12 protein-coding genes and 1 riboswitch are annotated in these 15,981 nt (G+C 58.0%); of the genes, 6 read left to right on the plus strand and 6 right to left on the minus strand.

Annotation, left to right across the window (positions count from 1 at the left end):
• Positions 1-84 precede the first annotated feature (84 nt).
• From ACPJXG_RS09135 to ACPJXG_RS09145, 3 genes are all read left to right on the plus strand, one after another.
• The gene (locus ACPJXG_RS09135; protein ID WP_425254022.1) at positions 85-1,251 is read left to right on the plus strand and encodes a lanthionine synthetase LanC family protein; all 1,167 of its coding nucleotides are present in this window, start codon (positions 85-87) and stop codon (positions 1,249-1,251) included.
• A 12-nt stretch (positions 1,252-1,263) separates the two neighbouring features.
• Positions 1,264-4,422 (plus strand): lantibiotic dehydratase, encoded by a 3,159-nt coding sequence (locus tag ACPJXG_RS09140; RefSeq protein ID WP_425254023.1) that lies wholly within the window; start codon positions 1,264-1,266, stop codon positions 4,420-4,422.
• A 305-nt stretch (positions 4,423-4,727) separates the two neighbouring features.
• Positions 4,728-5,207 (plus strand): transposase, encoded by a 480-nt coding sequence (locus tag ACPJXG_RS09145; protein ID WP_425254024.1) that lies wholly within the window; start codon positions 4,728-4,730, stop codon positions 5,205-5,207.
• 146 nt (positions 5,208-5,353) lie between these two features.
• Here the strand turns inward: ACPJXG_RS09145 and ACPJXG_RS09150 are convergent, their stop codons facing one another.
• From ACPJXG_RS09150 to ACPJXG_RS09170, 5 genes are all read right to left on the minus strand, one after another.
• A complete protein-coding gene (locus tag ACPJXG_RS09150) occupies positions 5,354-6,688 on the minus strand; it encodes an ATP-binding protein (protein ID WP_425254025.1) in 1,335 nt (444 codons plus the stop codon).
• Positions 6,689-6,775: 87 nt separating this feature from the next.
• The gene (locus tag ACPJXG_RS09155) at positions 6,776-7,456 is read right to left on the minus strand and encodes a hypothetical protein (protein ID WP_425254026.1); all 681 of its coding nucleotides are present in this window, start codon (positions 7,454-7,456) and stop codon (positions 6,776-6,778) included.
• The gene (locus ACPJXG_RS09160) at positions 7,453-8,463 is read right to left on the minus strand and encodes an MlaD family protein (RefSeq protein ID WP_099400466.1); all 1,011 of its coding nucleotides are present in this window, start codon (positions 8,461-8,463) and stop codon (positions 7,453-7,455) included. The genes ACPJXG_RS09155 and ACPJXG_RS09160 overlap by 4 nt, the downstream gene beginning before the upstream one ends.
• Positions 8,464-8,515: 52 nt before the next feature.
• Positions 8,516-9,331, minus strand: coding sequence for an MlaE family ABC transporter permease (locus ACPJXG_RS09165; RefSeq protein ID WP_099400686.1), 816 nt, complete (start codon positions 9,329-9,331; stop codon positions 8,516-8,518).
• Between the two features lie 72 nt (positions 9,332-9,403).
• Positions 9,404-10,270: a LysR family transcriptional regulator gene (locus tag ACPJXG_RS09170; RefSeq protein WP_219307014.1), complete on the minus strand. Its 867-nt coding sequence runs from the start codon at positions 10,268-10,270 to the stop codon at positions 9,404-9,406.
• Between the two features lie 115 nt (positions 10,271-10,385).
• Between ACPJXG_RS09170 and ACPJXG_RS09175 the strand changes: the two genes are divergently transcribed.
• The gene (locus tag ACPJXG_RS09175) at positions 10,386-11,756 is read left to right on the plus strand and encodes an MFS transporter (protein WP_425254027.1); all 1,371 of its coding nucleotides are present in this window, start codon (positions 10,386-10,388) and stop codon (positions 11,754-11,756) included.
• A 7-nt stretch (positions 11,757-11,763) separates the two neighbouring features.
• Here the strand turns inward: ACPJXG_RS09175 and ribB are convergent, their stop codons facing one another.
• Entirely contained in the window at positions 11,764-12,411 is a 648-nt protein-coding gene (gene ribB / locus ACPJXG_RS09180) for a 3,4-dihydroxy-2-butanone-4-phosphate synthase (RefSeq protein WP_425254028.1), read from the minus strand.
• Between the two features lie 95 nt (positions 12,412-12,506).
• Positions 12,507-12,657, minus strand: a riboswitch (FMN riboswitch).
• Between the two features lie 185 nt (positions 12,658-12,842).
• Between ribB and ACPJXG_RS09185 the strand changes: the two genes are divergently transcribed.
• Together ACPJXG_RS09185 and ACPJXG_RS09190 are read left to right on the plus strand one after the other, a co-directional pair.
• Positions 12,843-15,677 (plus strand): M16 family metallopeptidase, encoded by a 2,835-nt coding sequence (locus ACPJXG_RS09185; protein ID WP_425254029.1) that lies wholly within the window; start codon positions 12,843-12,845, stop codon positions 15,675-15,677.
• Between the two features lie 95 nt (positions 15,678-15,772).
• Positions 15,773-15,970 carry a hypothetical protein gene (locus ACPJXG_RS09190; RefSeq protein WP_010399555.1) on the plus strand — a complete coding sequence of 66 codons (198 nt, stop codon included), beginning with the start codon at positions 15,773-15,775 and terminating at the stop codon, positions 15,968-15,970.
• The last annotated feature ends 11 nt before the right edge of the window (positions 15,971-15,981 follow it).

Consider the following 15,981-nt stretch of genomic DNA (forward strand, 5'->3'; position numbering starts at 1 on the left):
AAAATTATTTTCTAGTAATTTTTATAAAATATGGATAGGCAAACACATCCCTCTTCTTCGATTTTTAATTTTGATTTGGAGGCCATGGAAGATCGTTTGATGGACGCAGCTTTTCGCGCCCCTGACAATATTCTACTGACTAATGGTTTCGCCTCATTGCTAGTTATGCAGGCGCGACTGTATCAAATTTTCCCAAGTGACTTACGCGTAGAACGTGCGCGCCAACTTACCTTCGCAATTGTAGATGGTTTGGTTCGCTGTCCAATGCAAATTGGTCTATGGACCGGTTTGACTGGCGTTCTCTACGCATTGGAATATGCGCGCTCGGTTAGTTCAGAACTACTTGGAGATAAGAGCGACGCAATAGCTGAGCTTGTCTTTGAAACCGATACAACTCTGATCAATTTTCTACGTCAGAGTGCGACTGATAAACATTTTGATTTAATAAGCGGAATATGCGGTATTGGCGCGTACGCGCTTATGCGAACTGACCCCGCCGCAGCCACTCATATATTTTCGGCCGTGGAGAATTCGCTGCTCCAATGTGCGGAACGTGTTAATTTGAGTTGCACTTGGCGGACCCGCGCTCCATATATATATATTGGTAATATCGAAGAGCGACGGCGCGAACGTTATGACTTGGGCGTTGCCCACGGCATACCAGGAATAATTGGATTGCTGTCTCATGCCAAGCGCCTAGGTTTAGCTACTCCAGAGACATCTGAAATCCTCACGGACAGCATAAGTTGGCTGCAAAAGAAAGAGGAATCCGGATTGAGATATTCCAATTTTCAGTCAATGATAAGTGTGAGTGATCCTCCTTTCAATCCTCGGGGGACTCGTCTTGCTTGGTGCTATGGTGATCTTGGGGTTGCGGCGATGCTAGCAGTGTCCGACGAGGAATATTCTGATCGGACGCAACAGAAATGGTGGCGTAGATTGGTTGAAAGTAGGTTGGCGCAGCCGGAAGTTTCATTTCAACTTAATACGACCGGACTGTGCCACGGAAGCGCAGGAGTATTACACATTCTGCGCGGCTTGTTAGCACAAGGATGGCATTGCCCAGATGTCGAAGTATTAGCAACTCGACTGGAAAACGAGCTTACTCAAGCAGTTAATGCATTGAATGGAATTCCATCTCATTGCCTGCTGGAAGGATGGACTGGCAGCCTTTTAGCTTTAGTTGAATCGGTTGTACAAGATCGCCATCCCGGGAGGCCTTGGAACCTTTGCCTCCTTACCCCTGCTTAAAATATATCCGTTATGACGAAACAAACTTCTAACTTGCGGCACATGGGTTTCGCATTTATAAGAATGCCTACGCTACCGATTCACGACTGGGCTAAACATGCTAATAGCGCATGGACCTGCGGAAATCGAGAGCTGGCATGGCAACGCCGCGCGGACAGCGGACACGTGCTTTTCCATCGGTCGAATATATCTGAGGCGATTCACATCGCAAGCATCGGATTTCATAAGCGTTTAACCGAATGGGACTGGATCATACGCAGTAAGGATGATCGTAAGATGCTTACTTCATTCGAACGCTATTTTAACAGGATGTGTTTTCGTAGTACCCCTTTCGGTATGTTCTCCACTGTAAGCTATGCTCATCTTAAAGCTAATCAAGCATGGACTCTGGATAAAGTTTCCGAAGATGCATCAATCGAACGAGCAATCCGAATCGATGGTGAGGCATTGAACGCACTTTGCGAAAGAATTAATAACGAACCGGATCCAGCTACTCGCTATGCTGTTAACGCATCGCTATACCGAATTGGAGATCGTTATCGCTTTACCGACTGGAAGATTCGTTCTAATCTAGATCGTCATTATGAACTTTCGGAAATCAATCATCATCCTGTGATTGAGAGTCTGATCGCCCGAATTGATCGAAAAGTCTTAACCGTGCTCCAGATAAAAGATCTGTGCGCGGAAATTAATATGGTGGAAGAGATTGACTTGCATAGTTTGATTAAAGATTTGATCGAGGCAAAAGTATTAATTTCCAATGTTTCGCTCGATCCATTGAATATGGATCCAACCCTGAACTTAGCTTCTATCCTGAATGAGTGCACTGCACATGAGATTTACAGTGAACGCTTACGAGAAATTGATGCACAACTAAAGAATATTGGATCTGAAAATCCTTTATTATATTATGCCAGATTAGACAAGCAGATACGAGAATTGACTGGATCTGATCCCAAGAGAATGGCTATTCAAGTTGATGCTTTTCGGAAGAGCGATAATTTTTCAATTAATTCTAATTCTGTGAGCGTAGCCGTAGAGGCCATAAATTATCTCAGTAATTATTTTAACTATCGCATCGAAACATTAGATGCATTTTGCGATGAGTTTACCAAGCAATATGGAAGTGGTACCATTCCATTGATGGAGGCTCTAGACAATGAGGCTGGAATTGGATACCAACGCAATGCGCTTCCCAATAACCTTCTTCATAAGGTAGGAATCAAAAGAAAAATCCCCACTAATTCCAATGTAGTTACAACATCTTTTGATCAATTTTTACTGATTCTAATTCAGAAGGATCCTAATATATTAATCGGACGTGAAATAAAATTCACACGTAAAGATATGCTCCATCTCGCTATGGAACGGCGCGGTATTGAGCCGTCCGGTATGCAATTATCATTGTCTTTTCCCATGATGCGAAATGCAGCTGGAAATCGTGAACGTACTACTGCGCTCGCTGGAATAGTTACCGGTGGGCCAATGAATTGGATGTCACGCTTCTGTTATGGGGACGATGGTTTACACCAAGCCTCGCGTGATTATGCCAAAATGGTAGAAACTGAGAGTGGTGCGCACGTGATTCATGCCGAAGTTTCATATCTTCCTGCAGCTCGTCAAGCAAACGTCCTGACTCGCCCTCGGATCTGGACATATCGTATCAATTTGGTTGATCCGTCGGTAGTCGCCGGTGAATATGACATTAATATATCTGACTTAATGCTATCCGTTAATGGTAAGAGTATACAGCTTTGGTCCCGCCGTTTCGGAAAGCGAGTAATTCCGCACCTAACAACGGCCCACAATGCGAATCTAGAGCCTAATCTCCCCGCCTACAAATTCCTATCTGCCTTGCAGAATCACGGGGTGCGGGCTCCTAAATTTGGTTGGGGACCGATGTTCCAGTCATTTGCCTATCGACCACGATTGGTTTTCGAAGAATTAGTATTGGTACCAGCCCGTTGGCGAGTGAAATCCGCATCGTTTGAAGCTCTCGTCCATTTGACAGACCAAGAACAGCGTCAATGCCTACGGGACGTTCTTTTGACGAGTAAGATTCCGAGTCGGATCGAATTAGAAGATCAAGACAACACATTAGTTCTAGATCTGGAGGATGAAATTGACTTTGAGCAATTATTACGCTACGCAAAAAAAGGCAGAGAACTGAATTTTTCGGAGGTATTGGAAGATTTTGATGCGGATGGATTGGAGGATGGCAATTTAAGTTGGCGTCATGAGATTGTTGTGCCTGTACACAATGCCGAAAATCGAGAAACTTTCAAATTACAAACTCCTTTCTTTCAAAGAGACTTGATTAAAGTGCCGATTTCTGAAGTGGTCTATATTAAGTTTTATGGCGGTGCTGAAGCAATCGATAGCGAGCTCCTTACATTAATGCTTGAATGGCTAACCGGAAAGCAGCACACCGGATTGATTAATCAGTGGTTTTTCATTCGCTACAGTGATCCAGATTGGCATCTTCGCTTGCGAATATTCCCAGCCGCCGATCGTCACGACCAAGTTATATCTGAAATTATCATTCTTGCTGAGCGCATGCAGCTGAGTAAAATTATTAGCAGGTACGAATTATGTCCCTATGAGCGAGAAATCATCCGTTATGGTGGAAATAGTGGTATCAGCGCCAGTGAGAGTCTATTTTGCATCGATAGCGAATTGATCTGCGCCATGCTAACCGGTCCAACGTTTAGTGGGGCGCGGCCAACACGTTGGGCAATGGCAATGTTATCGATTAATGCCTTGTTAACTGATTTTGGTTTATGTCTGCAAACCAAGTTTGCAATAATGACCAGTTTGTCGAATGCATTTAAACATGAATTTTCTGTTACTAAGGAACAAGCTATTCGCTTAGGTGCAGAACACCGACAACACGCGCGCTGGCTACTAAAGGCTTTGGGGCGATCAAATGAGGCACCAACTTGGTCGAAAGAATTGCATTTCTTACTCGATGCATCCTCGACTAAACGCCGCCGAGCCGCTGCACTGATTGTGCCCACCAAACATGCTACACCAGACGAGTTATCAATAGTGTCGAATCATGTCCACATGTTATGCAACCGTTTATTCCCAGAGCAGGGGAGAGAGCATGAGGTACTTGTCTACGATTATCTAATGAGAAGCTACAGATCAATGCTCGCTATGTCCGAGTAAAAGCGTACCGAGTCTAAAATGCGTTCAACGATACATTATCACTATTTCGACATGAGGGTACCTCACATTGCCGATGATTTTGACCAAACATTGAAAATATAGCGCCCCAAAAGGCGGCGGCACCAGCGAAACTGATTTGGTAGTTATTTTACGAGCCGAATCTGCCGTTTTCGGCAGCCAAAACGGACTTCGGGCGTTAAAACGCCACGAGCTCGGCTTCCTTCATGTGACCTCTAAAAACCTGTCACCCGCTGGGTCTGAGCCGGTAAAACTTCGGTATCCCCAAGCTCCAGCGAGTACACGCGATGATGAAACCCCGGATCAGCCTGTTTGCCGAACATGAACGCGAGCATCGTCGTACAAAGATCGGCGATCCGCTGGTCGGCTTGAACAAACATGTGGACTTCGAGACGGCGCTGACGGTCAAGATACTGGTGCTGCAACAACTCTACAACTTGGCCGACGACGCGCTGGAATATCAATTGCTCGACCGCCGCAGCTTCCTGCAATTTCTTGATCTAACCGAAAGCAGCAGTATCCCCGACGCCAAAACGATCTGGCTGTTCCATGACCGCTTGGCCCAAGCCGGCGTGAGCAATCAGATCTTTGAACAGCTCCAGCGGCAATTGCAGCTGCACTGCTACATGGCGCGCTGCGAAATGGGCGGCAAGCTGGTGCGTTGCTTGGACATCGTGCGCGTCACCTTCGCCTTGCACCTCAAGTCGGCGAGCGACAACCTGAAACGATTGGTATTCCTGATGGAAGGCGGTTTGGCACCGTTCTGAATGACCATGGCGGCCTGAACCGCCCGCAGGGCGCCAGGTTTATCCTCTTGCCACGTCATCTGCTCGTATCCCTGTCTCGCCTAATCGACCGCCCAAATTTATAATACCCTGCTTGTACACCGCCTCACATCGTCAGAAATGAGTTATTAGAGGTGGCCTAAAGCGCCGGCCGCTGGGGGACTTACGGGCAGGTGCACGGTAAAGCGCGTGCCGCGGCCCACTTCCGAGGCCACCTCGATGCGTCCGCCGTGCTTGTTGACGATGCCGTACGACAGCGACAGGCCCAGGCCGGTGCCGCTGCCCACGGCCTTGGTGGTGAAGAATGGTTCGAAGATGCGGTTCAGGTGCTCGGGCGCGATGCCGGCGCCCGTGTCGCCGATCTCCACCCACACCCAGTCGCCCGCGTGGCCCGTGCGGATGCTGATCACGCCGTCGCTGCTGATGGCCTGGCCCGCGTTGACGAGCAGGTTCATGAAGACCTGGTTCAGCTGCGACGCCAGGCACAGTATCTGCGGCAGTTCGCCATAGTGTTTCTCGATGCGCGCCTTGTATTTCAATTCGTTGGCGACGATATTGAGGGTGCTGTCCAGGCCCGCATGCAGGCTGGCCACTTGCCAGTCCGTCTCGCCCACGTGGGAAAAATCCTTCAGCGCCTGCACGATGTCGCGCACGCGTTTCAAGCCATCCATCGATTCGCGCACCAGGTCGCCGATGTCGTCCTGCAGGAAAGCCAGGTCGGCCTGCGCGCGCACCTGCGCCACTTTTTCGGCCCGGGCCGGGCCATCGAGCGGCTCGCCCATCGCCGCTTCATACTGGGCGATGACGTCGAACAGGGTGCCGACATAGCCTTGCAGCGAGCTCATGTTCGAATTGACGAAGCCGATCGGGTTGTTGATTTCATGCGCGATGCCGGCCGCCAGCTGGCCGATGGAGGCCATCTTTTCCGATTGCAGCAGCTGGTCGTGCGCTTCCTGCAACTTGCTGATCAGTAGTTGCTGCTCTTCGCCGCGCGCCTGCAGCATCGCTTCCATGCCCTTGCGTTCCGTGATGTCCGTCAGCGAACCGATCACCTCGAACGGCACGCCGTGATCGTCGCGCACGAGGCGCAGGCTGTCGTGCATCCACAGATAGCTGCCGTCGCGTACGCGGAAGCGGTACTCGTAGGCGCGCGCGCCTTCGACGAAGATCTGCGCCAGGCTGGAAAAGATGCCGGGCGCATCGTCGGGGTGGATGTGGTCGAACCAGAAATTGGGATCGGCCACCATCTCCTCGGGCTGGTAGCCCAACACGTTGAGGGCATTGTTGCTGACAAAGGTCATCTTGAAGTCGCCGCTGGGCACGGTGCAATAGATGATGGAAGGTGTATTGTCGAGCAGGTATTGCAGGCGCACGGCCGTGGCGGCCGATGCGTCATCGCCAGGCGCCGTCCCGGCATGCCGGCCGGTATCGGGAGTGGAAAGGTCGAAATCCTCGAACTGCATCGTCACACCTCGCTGCCTGCACGGCCTTGATGTCATCCTCGTTCGATTATGCCTGATTCCGCCTGCTTTGGGCCGCCATCTGAGCGCTCAGGGCGCCAGCGGCTGCTCGACGATCGCCATGCGCCGCGCGATGCGCTGCGCCGCTTGGGTGTCGCCCGCCTGTTCGGCGCGCAGGCGCTGCACGCCCAGCCAGGCCAGCAGCGGACGGCGCCAACCCTGGTCCGATGCCGTGGCGACGGCCGTATCGAGCAGTTCCGGTGTGGCGCGGCCCGAGCGCAGCAGCACGCCGGCCGCCACCAGCTGCGACAGCGGATCCTTGATGGCGGCCACGGCGCTGGCGGCGGCCGTGTCGGCGCTGGCGCCGGCGGCCGCGCGCTGCGTTTCCGGCAGCAGGGCGACGTCGGCCGCCTGCGCCTTGCCGGCCAGCCAGGCCGCATACGCGCGGTCGGCGTCTGTCGCGTCGGCCTGCAGTGCGTCAAAGCCGGCGCAGTCCTCGAAGGCCAGGCTGGCCACGCGCGCGGCGCAGCGCAGCAGTTCGATGCGCGCCACGAGGTCAAGCTTGCCCGTGCCGGCCACCTGGCTGCGGGCGCGCCGGAATTCCGTCTGCTCGACCAGGGCGTTGCCATTCAAATAGGCCGCTTGAAAACGTTCGACGGAACTTTGCGCATTCATTTTCCAGTCCGGCACGGGCGGGCCGCTGGAGCAGGCGGCGAGCGTGGTGCACAACAATGCGGCCAGGGCGGACAAGGAGGAGTTGAGTTTTCTCATGGCAGTTTGATCTCCGGATTGCGCTTGAACGGCCATTTGCGGTTGATGTCATTGACCAGTTGCTCGACCTTGCGCAGATTGCTTTCCACGTCGGCGCGCAGCGGGCCCAGGTCGGCGGTGGCCGCCCTGGCGTTGGCGCCCACGGCTTGCGCCTCGACCAGCACGGCGTCGACTTTTTTCAGGCTGTTGCGTGTGTCGGCCAGCAGGGCGTTCAGCTGCACGATGGTCGCCTGCGCATCCGTCATCACGCCCTTGTCGCCGAAGACGCGCGTATCGGCATTGGCCACCAGGCCATCCGTGCGGCGCGCCAGCTGGTCGGCCGTGATCAGCAGGGCGTTGGCCCGCTCGATCAGCAGGCGCGACTGCTTGTCGTCGCCCGTCAGCAAGCCCATGGCGCCGCCCGGACCGCTGAGCTTGCCGGTGACGGCCTGCACATTGCGCATGGTGCCGTCGAGCGCTGAATCGCTGCCCGTCAGGTTGCCCAGGTTGTTCAGCAAATCCTTGGCGGCGGCCAGCAGGCGGGGAATTTCCGCCGCCATGTCGCCCACCAGCAAGTCGCGCGTGGCGTCGTCGGGCAGCGGCGGGTCCGTCAGGATGCCGCTGTAGGCGCGCAGCTTGGCGCCGCCGACGATGCCCCGTTCCAGGGTGAAGATGGAGCTGGTGCGCAGCCAGTGCGCGTCTTTGCGCGGCACGTCGATGATGACGCGCGCGCGGCCGTCCGGCGCCAGCTCGATGCGCTGCACGCGGCCGATGGGAAAGCCGGAAAAGGTCAGGTCGGCGCCCACGCCGACGCCGTCGGAATCGTCGGCCGTCAGCACCAGCGTTTGCGTGGCTTCGAAGGCGCCGCGCGCATACATCAGGTAGACGACGGAGCCGACCACCAGCACGAACATGAAGACGAGCAGGATGGCCGCCTTCAGTTCGGCGTGGCGCACGGGCGGCGGGGCGGGCAGCACAGCGTCGGGCGCCGTGACGTCGGTCTGGTCGGGATTTTGAGGTTGGCTCATGGCTTCTGGCTCTGGTATGGGTGATTCAAGATTGGCTGGCGGTGGCGGGGCATCAGTAGTAATTGCCCATCAGCGAAGCCACTTCGACCAGCAGGATGACGGAAAACAGGCGCAGCATTTCGGACAGGCCGTGCGCGGCCCACAGCCGGTTGCGCCGCCCATGCGGCTCTTCCGGATAGTACGACGAGGCGAGCGGGATCAGGGCCACGGCAAAGCTGAAGAAGATGACTTTGAGCATCAGGATCAGGGCCACGGCCGGATTGAAGATCTGCCCCACGACGCGTGTGTAGCCTTGCAGCGCCCATGGGGTAAAACCGTAGATGGTGAGGTAGGCGAGCACCAGCGAAGTGACGCAGCTGACGATGGCCAGCATCCACACGGCAAAGATGCCGGACATGACGCGCGGAAAGTATTCGCGGCGCAGCAGGTCGACGCCCTGGCGCTGCATGGTATCGAGCATGCCGGACGAGCGCATTTGCGCGAACGCAATGCCGTCTGGCAAGGTCAGGCGCAGCGCGACGAACAGGGCGGCCGTCAGCGGTATCAGTTCCAGCACCAGCACGCGCACCACCATTTCCAGCGCATAGCGCGACAGGCCGTAGCTTTGCGCGCTGACGACGACGATGCGTATCAGCACCAGGCTAACGAGCGCGCAGGCCACGCTGAACCAGACCAGGTTCGGCGCCGTGTTCGTCACCAGGCGGTGGGCGAGGATGGGGCGGTTGTCGCGGTTATAGCTCGACGGCGACAGGGCCAGCGAAAACACGAGGATGGCGAAATGCAGCATGCGCCACCAGCTGACCAGCCAGGCCATGGTGGCCCGGTGCAGGCGGCGCAGGCTGATGATGAGGGAGACGGATAGGGTCATCATGGCATCTTAACATTGGATGCGTTCGATACAAGCGATTGTCCAGCCGTGCGGCCGTGCACGGCAAGCCCGCTATTCGCCGGCCACGCTGGCGATGATGGCGTCGGCCGCCGCGCGCACGCGGGCAGAGCGGTTCAGGTCGGCATGCATGACCAGCCACACGTCGTAGCTTTCCGCCCGCTCGGGCCAGATGCGCACGAGTAGCGGGTCGATGTCGCCCAGGTGGGTGGCCAGCTCGGCCACGCCCAGGCCTGCCCGCGTGGCTTCCTGCAGCATCGCCGCCGAATTGACTTCCATGGCGACGCGGGCGTTGGCGACGGACTCGCCGGCGATTTTGTCGCCATGGCGCGGCGTGACGGAATGGTGGTAGATGACGATGTCGTGCCCGGCCAGCGCCGTGCCGCGCACGGGTTCGCCCCGCTCGGCCAGGTAGCTTTTTGACGCGTACAGGCCCAGGCTGCGCTTGACGAGGTGGCGCGAAATGAGGTCCGGGTCGGTGGGGCGCACGCCGCGCACGGCCAGGTCCGCTTCGCGCCGCGTCAGGCTGGCCAATGCCGGCGCCACGTTGAGCACGATGCGGATGTCCGGGTGGGCCGCATGCAGCTGCTGCATGGCGCGGATGACGAAATGGCTGGCCATGGTGTCGGTGGTGGCCACGCGCACCAGGCCGCTTAAACGGTTGTCGACGCCCTGCATCTCGCGCTGCAGCTTGTCGGCCGCCCGCTCCATCGCTTCGGCCGCCGTCAGCGCCAGCTCGCCGGCGGGCGTGGGCACGTAGCCCGATGGCGTGCGCAGAAACAGGGTGGCGCCCAGCGAGCTTTCCAGCGCGGCCAGGCGGCGCCCGCAGGTGGCCTGGTCGATGCGCAGCAGGGCGGCCGCACCGCGCAGGGTGCCGGCCCGGCCGATGGCGAGAAAGATGCGCGCGTTATCCCAGTCCATCCGTTTCCTTGTGATTGGTGATGCATTTTTGCATCAAGTTGCCGATTTTATGCCTGTTTACTGCATCCTGCAACGCTCGCATAATGGCTGCCCCGCTGTCCCTGCAAGGAATTCCATGTCTGTCCCCACACCGCGCCGCGCCAGCGGCTTGATTCTGCTGACCCTGGCCTTCGGCTTCGTCATGGCCATGCTCGACGTCACGGCCGTCAACGTGGCCTTGTCCGATATCGCGCTGGACTTGCGTATTCCGCTGACGGGCCTGGTCTGGGTGGTCGACGGCTACACCTTGACGTTTGCCGCGCTGCTGCTGGCCGGCGGCGCGCTGGCCGACCGCTACGGGCCGAAAGCCGTGTACCAGGGCGGCCTCGGCGTTTTCATTCTCGGCTCGGTGCTGTGCGGCGCCGCGCCCGACGGGCATTTTTTGACGGCCGCGCGACTGCTGCAAGGGGCGGGCGCGGCCCTGTTCATGCCCAGTTCCCTGAGCCTGCTGACGCACAGCTTTGACGACGAGCGCGAGCGCACGCGCATGCTGGGCGCCTGGTCGGCGCTGGTGGGCGTGGCCGGTGCGTCCGGCCCCCTGATCGGCGGCATCCTCGTGCACCAGTTCGGCTGGCGCAGCGTGTTCTGGGTGAATGTGCCGCTGGGCGTGCTGGCCATCGTCATGGCGCAAGCGCTCTTGGCCGCGCCGGCGCGCCAGCCGCGCGATTTATCGCTGTTCAGCCATGCGCTGGGCGTGGCGGCGCTGGCGGGTCTCAGTTTCGTGCTGATCGAAGGGCCCGTGCTGGGCTGGCTGTCGCCCGGTGTGCTGGCGGCGGGGGCCTTGACGGTGCTGTCGGCCGGGCAATTGCTGCGGCGCGAACGCAGCGGCAGCCATCCGCTGTTGCCGCGTGCACTGTTTCATAGCAGCAGCTTTGGCGCGGCCAATGGCGTGGGTTTTTTGATCAATTTCTGCGTGTTTGGCCAACTGTTCTTATTGAGTCTGTTCCTGCAGCAATCGGGCGGCGCCGACGCCTTGCAGTCGGGCTTGCGCCTGCTGCCCATGATGGCGGCCTACACGGTAGGAAATTTCATGGCGGGAAGTATTGCGGCCCGTCATGGCACGCGCCGACCCATGCTGCTAGGCTTGCTGGTAGGGGCCGTCATGGCCGTATTGTTGATGGGCTTGCGTCCAGGCACGCCGTACGCGCTGCTGGCGCTGGGCACGGCCGTCATGAACGTGGCCATCGGCATCGTGATTCCCGCCATGACGGCCACCGTGATGCGGGTGGCCGGCAAGCAGCATGCGAACAGTGCGGCGGCGGCCTTGAATGCTAACCGGCAAATCGGCGCCCTGGTGGGCGTGGCCCTGATCGGCAGCATCCTGCACATGGTGCAGGACTGGTCGCTGCGCTTGCCGCTGGCCTACGCGACGATTGCCGTCGCGTATGGCCTGGCGGCGGGACTCGTCTACCGGCACGTGCATCCGCCGAAGGCCGTGGCCGCCTGAAGATGGCTTACTGTTCGCGCGTGCTGCGCCATTCCACCAGTTCTTCGATGGTCAGGATCGGCATGCCGTGCAGCTCGGCGAAGCGTTCGATATCGTCGCCGCGCATCATGGTGCCGTCCGGATTCATCAGCTCGCACAGCACGGCGGCCGGGTTCAGGCCCGCCATGCGCGACAGGTCGACGGAGCCTTCCGTGTGGCCACGGCGCTCGAGCACGCCACCGGGCGCGGCGCGCAGGGGAAATACGTGGCCGGGGCGCACCAGGTCGGCTGGCTTCGCATTTGGCGCGATGGCGGCGCGGATGGTGGTGACCCTGTCGGCGGCCGACACGCCCGTCGTGACGCCTTCGCGCGCCTCGATGGACACCGTGAACGGCGTGCCGTAGCGGCTGCCGTTGTCGGACGACATGGGTGGCAATTCCAGCGCGCTGACGACGTCCGTCGGCAGGCACAGGCAGACGATGCCGCTGCATTCGCGGATCAAGAGGGCCATGGTTTCGTTGGTGAGTTTCTCGGCAGACAGGATCAGGTCGGCTTCGTTTTCACGGTCGAAATCGTCGAGCAGGATGACGGGAATGCCGGCGCGCATGGCGGCCAGGGCGGATTGAATGCGACCTTCCAGGTCGTTGGAAAGCAGGGTATAGCTGTTGACTAACATGGTGAAACGCTCCTCGCATAGGCGAAAAACGCTGCAGGGCAAGCGAATAGACGCAGCCGGCCGCATCGACAGGTCGAGCGGACATCGCGTTTACTGCACATCTTCTTTCATCCGGACTATACCGTCGGCTCTGGAGTCACACCAGATCTGCTGACCCTGCCAAACGAAGTTTGACAGGCGCTCGCGGGCTTGACCGTTGCCGGTCTTACCGCCGGTGGGGAATCGCACCCCGCCCCGAAGACGTATTGTTGTGCCGGTCCACATGACCGGCGGCAATACTTTAGCACAATTGACAAAAGCTGGCAGGGCACTGTTGAGTTTGTTATTCGGCAAAGTTGCCTGGGGAAAGCAGTTTTTCCTAAGCTGTTTTTAATGGCGGAAAGACGATTTCAGTGTAAGGTACGCTTACTGAATCTTACCGTTGAGAATACATGAATCTGAGTAAATTACGCCTGATCTCGGGCGCCGTCTTGCTGGCGTGCGCCTGCATGGCCCAGGCGGAAATCCGTTTGAGCGATCCCTTGCCGCTGGCACCAGAAGTTACCGTTGGAAAACTGCCGAACGGCTTGACCTATTACATCAAGAAAAATGCCCGTCCCGCGCAGAAAGTGGAATTGCGCCTGGTGGTGAAAGCCGGTTCCATCCTGGAAGATGACGACCAGCAAGGCCTGGCGCATTTCACGGAACACATGGCCTTCAATGGCTCCACGCATTTCAAGCGCAATGAACTGATTTCATACCTGCAATCGATCGGCGTGAAGTTCGGCGCCGACTTGAACGCCTACACGAGCTTTGATGAAACCGTGTACGTGCTGCCGATTCCGACCAACAAGAAGGAAAACCTGGAAAAGGGTTTTCTCGTACTGGAAGACTGGGCGCATGGCTTGAAATTCAATCCGGCCGACATCAACAGCGAGCGCGGCATCGTGCTGGAAGAGGCGCGCCTGGGCAAGGGTGCCAGCGACCGCATGAACAAGGTGCTGTATCCGAAGCTGCTGAACGGTTCGCGCTACGCGGAACGCATGCCGATCGGCAAGGAATCCGTGCTGAAAACCTTCAAGCCGGAAGCCATCAAGCGTTTCTACAAGGATTGGTACCGTCCCGACCTGATGGCCGTGGTGGTGGTCGGTGATGTGGAGCCGAAACAGGCTGAAGCGATGATCCGCCAGCATTTCGGCAAGCTGAAAAATCCCGCGAAACCGCGTCCGCGCCTGTATGCGGAAGTGCCGCAGCGCTCGCAAACGGAAGCGCTGGTGATCACGGACAAGGAAGCGCCGGACGACACGGTCTTCATCCGCTACCCGATCCGCGCCGCGCAGGAACCCGTCACCATCGCCGACTACCGCCGCCAGATGATCGAAAACCTGTACGGGCAAATGCTCAGCGCGCGCATGCAGGAATTGACGCAGCAGGCGAACCCGCCGTTCATCCAGGGCGGCAGCAGCAAGGGCAAGCTGGTGCGCGGCTATGAATCGTTCAGCGCGTACGCCTTGCTGGGCAAGGGCGGCGTGCAGCCGGCCGTCGATGCGCTGGTGCAGGAAGACGAGCGGGCGCGCCGCTTCGGTTTCAGCCAGGATGAGCTGGACCGCGCGCGCAAGAATATGCTGCGCAATTACGAGCGCGCGTACAGCGAGCGCGACAAGTCCGATTCGGCCGGTTTCGTGGCCGAATATTCGCGCAACTTCCTGGAGCAGGAAGCCATCCCCGGCATCGCCAATGAATTGCTGTACGCGCAGGAACTCTTGCCGCAGGTAACCTTGCAGGAAATCAACGAGACGGTGGCCAAGGTGATTCCTGACCAGCAAAAGAAACTCGTGGTCTTCATGGGCGCCGAGCCGAAGGCGGGCGCCAGCGTCCCGACGCAGCAGCAATTGCTCGACGCCGTGGCGAAAGCCGAGCAGCAAACCATCGAGCCGCGCACGGAAAAAGTGCTGGCCAGCAAGCTGATGGACGGCCCGCCGGCCGGTGGCAGCATCGTGTCGGAAAAGTTGAACAGCGCCATCGGCGTGACGGAACTGACCCTGGGCAATGGCGTGCGCGTGCTGCTGAAACCCACGGACTTCAAGAATGACCAGGTGCTGATGGGCTCGACGCGCTTCGGCGGCCAGTCGCTGTTCGGCGACGCCGATATCTATAACGCCCGCTATGCGAGCGCCGTGGTCGGCAGCATGGGCCTGAAAGACCTGGCGCCGCTGGACTTGCAAAAAGTGCTGGCTGGCAAGACGGTCAACGTGGGCGCTTCGCTGGGCGAACTGAGCGAAGGCTTTGGCGGCTCGGCCAGCAGCGCCGACGTGGAAGCCATGCTGCAACTGGTCTATCTGTATTTCAACGACGTGCGCAAGGATGCGGGCCTGTACCAGTCCTTCATCGGCAAGCAGCAGGACCTGGCGAAAAACAGCATGGCGCAGCCGGAAGCCGTGTTTTACGATGCCATCCAGCACGCCATGTTTGGCGACAACCCGCGCGTCGATGGCGTGCCGCGCGCGGCCGACTTCGACAAGGTGGGCCTGGACCGTTCGCTGGACATCTTCCGCCAGCGCTTTTCCAGCGCACGCGGCATGACCTTCATCTTCGCGGGCAGCTTCGAGCTCGACAAGATCAAGCCGCTGATCGCCAGCTACCTGGGCACCTTGCCCGTGGCCGACGTGCCGCACGCCTACCGCGACGTGGGCATGCGTCCGGTGACCGGGGTCGTCAAGAAGGATATCTACATGGGCAGCGAGCCGAAAAGCACGATTTCCATCACCTTCAATGGCGACGTGGCGTATTCGGACGAGCAAAAGCTGACCCTGCAGGCGCTGGGCGAGGTGCTGAACCTGAAAGTCATCGAAGTGCTGCGCGAAAAGATGAGCATGATCTATGGCGGCGGCTTTGAAACGTCGATGGGCCAGCATCCGTACGGCCACTATTCCGTGGCCTTGAACTTGCCGACCGGACCGGAAAACGTGGACAAGGTGATCGCCGCCGCCTTTGCCGAAATCAACAAGATGAAGACGGACGGGCCATCGGCGGCCGACCTGGAAAAGGTCAAGCTGAACTGGATTACGCGCCAGCAAAAGTCGCTGCGCGAAAACCGCTACTGGATGAGCCAGTTGATGGGTTCGGTGACGCAGGGGCGCGACCCGGCGCACATCCTGCGCTACGAGCAGCGCGTGCGCGCCATCACGCCGCAAGCCGTCAAACTGGCGGCGCAGCGCTACCTGGACATGCACAATTATGTGCAGGTGGTGCTGTATCCGGAACGTAAAAACGTTGCAGCCAAGTAATCCTCGTGTTTCATCTGCATGGGCGGCAAGGTGACGAAGCTGTTAAACTGCCGCTTATTGATGTGATATCGCAATTTAACAAGCAAGGAAATACGATGGCTAAGAAAGAAGAGCTCGATCCGGAAACCCTGGAGTTGATCAACTGGTGTATCGAGGTCGAAGGCTTCCTCGTGGCTGGCGGCGCCACCGTGGCGCAGGCGCAGGACCACATCGAAGAGCAGGTCGAGTGGTTTACCGACCAGTTCTACGACGGCTTGACGCCGGAAGAGGCAGCCAAGGAAGCCTTGGCCTGACCTTTCAGCAA

The sequence above is a fragment of the Janthinobacterium sp. NFX145 genome, from assembly GCF_049810325.1.
Taxonomy (GTDB): Bacteria; Pseudomonadota; Gammaproteobacteria; order Burkholderiales; family Burkholderiaceae_D; genus Janthinobacterium; species Janthinobacterium rivuli.

Coding starts and splice junctions, on each gene's coding strand:
- ACPJXG_RS09135 (WP_425254022.1), top strand. CDS start 85: ATGGAAGATCGTTTGATGGACGCAGCTTTTCGCGCCCCTGACAATATT.
- ACPJXG_RS09140 (WP_425254023.1), top strand. CDS start 1,264: ATGACGAAACAAACTTCTAACTTGCGGCACATGGGTTTCGCATTTATA.
- ACPJXG_RS09145 (WP_425254024.1), top strand. CDS start 4,728: ATGATGAAACCCCGGATCAGCCTGTTTGCCGAACATGAACGCGAGCAT.
- ACPJXG_RS09150 (WP_425254025.1), bottom strand. CDS start 6,688: ATGCAGTTCGAGGATTTCGACCTTTCCACTCCCGATACCGGCCGGCAT.
- ACPJXG_RS09155 (WP_425254026.1), bottom strand. CDS start 7,456: ATGAGAAAACTCAACTCCTCCTTGTCCGCCCTGGCCGCATTGTTGTGC.
- ACPJXG_RS09160 (WP_099400466.1), bottom strand. CDS start 8,463: ATGAGCCAACCTCAAAATCCCGACCAGACCGACGTCACGGCGCCCGAC.
- ACPJXG_RS09165 (WP_099400686.1), bottom strand. CDS start 9,331: ATGACCCTATCCGTCTCCCTCATCATCAGCCTGCGCCGCCTGCACCGG.
- ACPJXG_RS09170 (WP_219307014.1), bottom strand. CDS start 10,270: ATGGACTGGGATAACGCGCGCATCTTTCTCGCCATCGGCCGGGCCGGC.
- ACPJXG_RS09175 (WP_425254027.1), top strand. CDS start 10,386: ATGTCTGTCCCCACACCGCGCCGCGCCAGCGGCTTGATTCTGCTGACC.
- ribB (WP_425254028.1), bottom strand. CDS start 12,411: ATGTTAGTCAACAGCTATACCCTGCTTTCCAACGACCTGGAAGGTCGC.
- ACPJXG_RS09185 (WP_425254029.1), top strand. CDS start 12,843: ATGAATCTGAGTAAATTACGCCTGATCTCGGGCGCCGTCTTGCTGGCG.
- ACPJXG_RS09190 (WP_010399555.1), top strand. CDS start 15,773: ATGGCTAAGAAAGAAGAGCTCGATCCGGAAACCCTGGAGTTGATCAAC.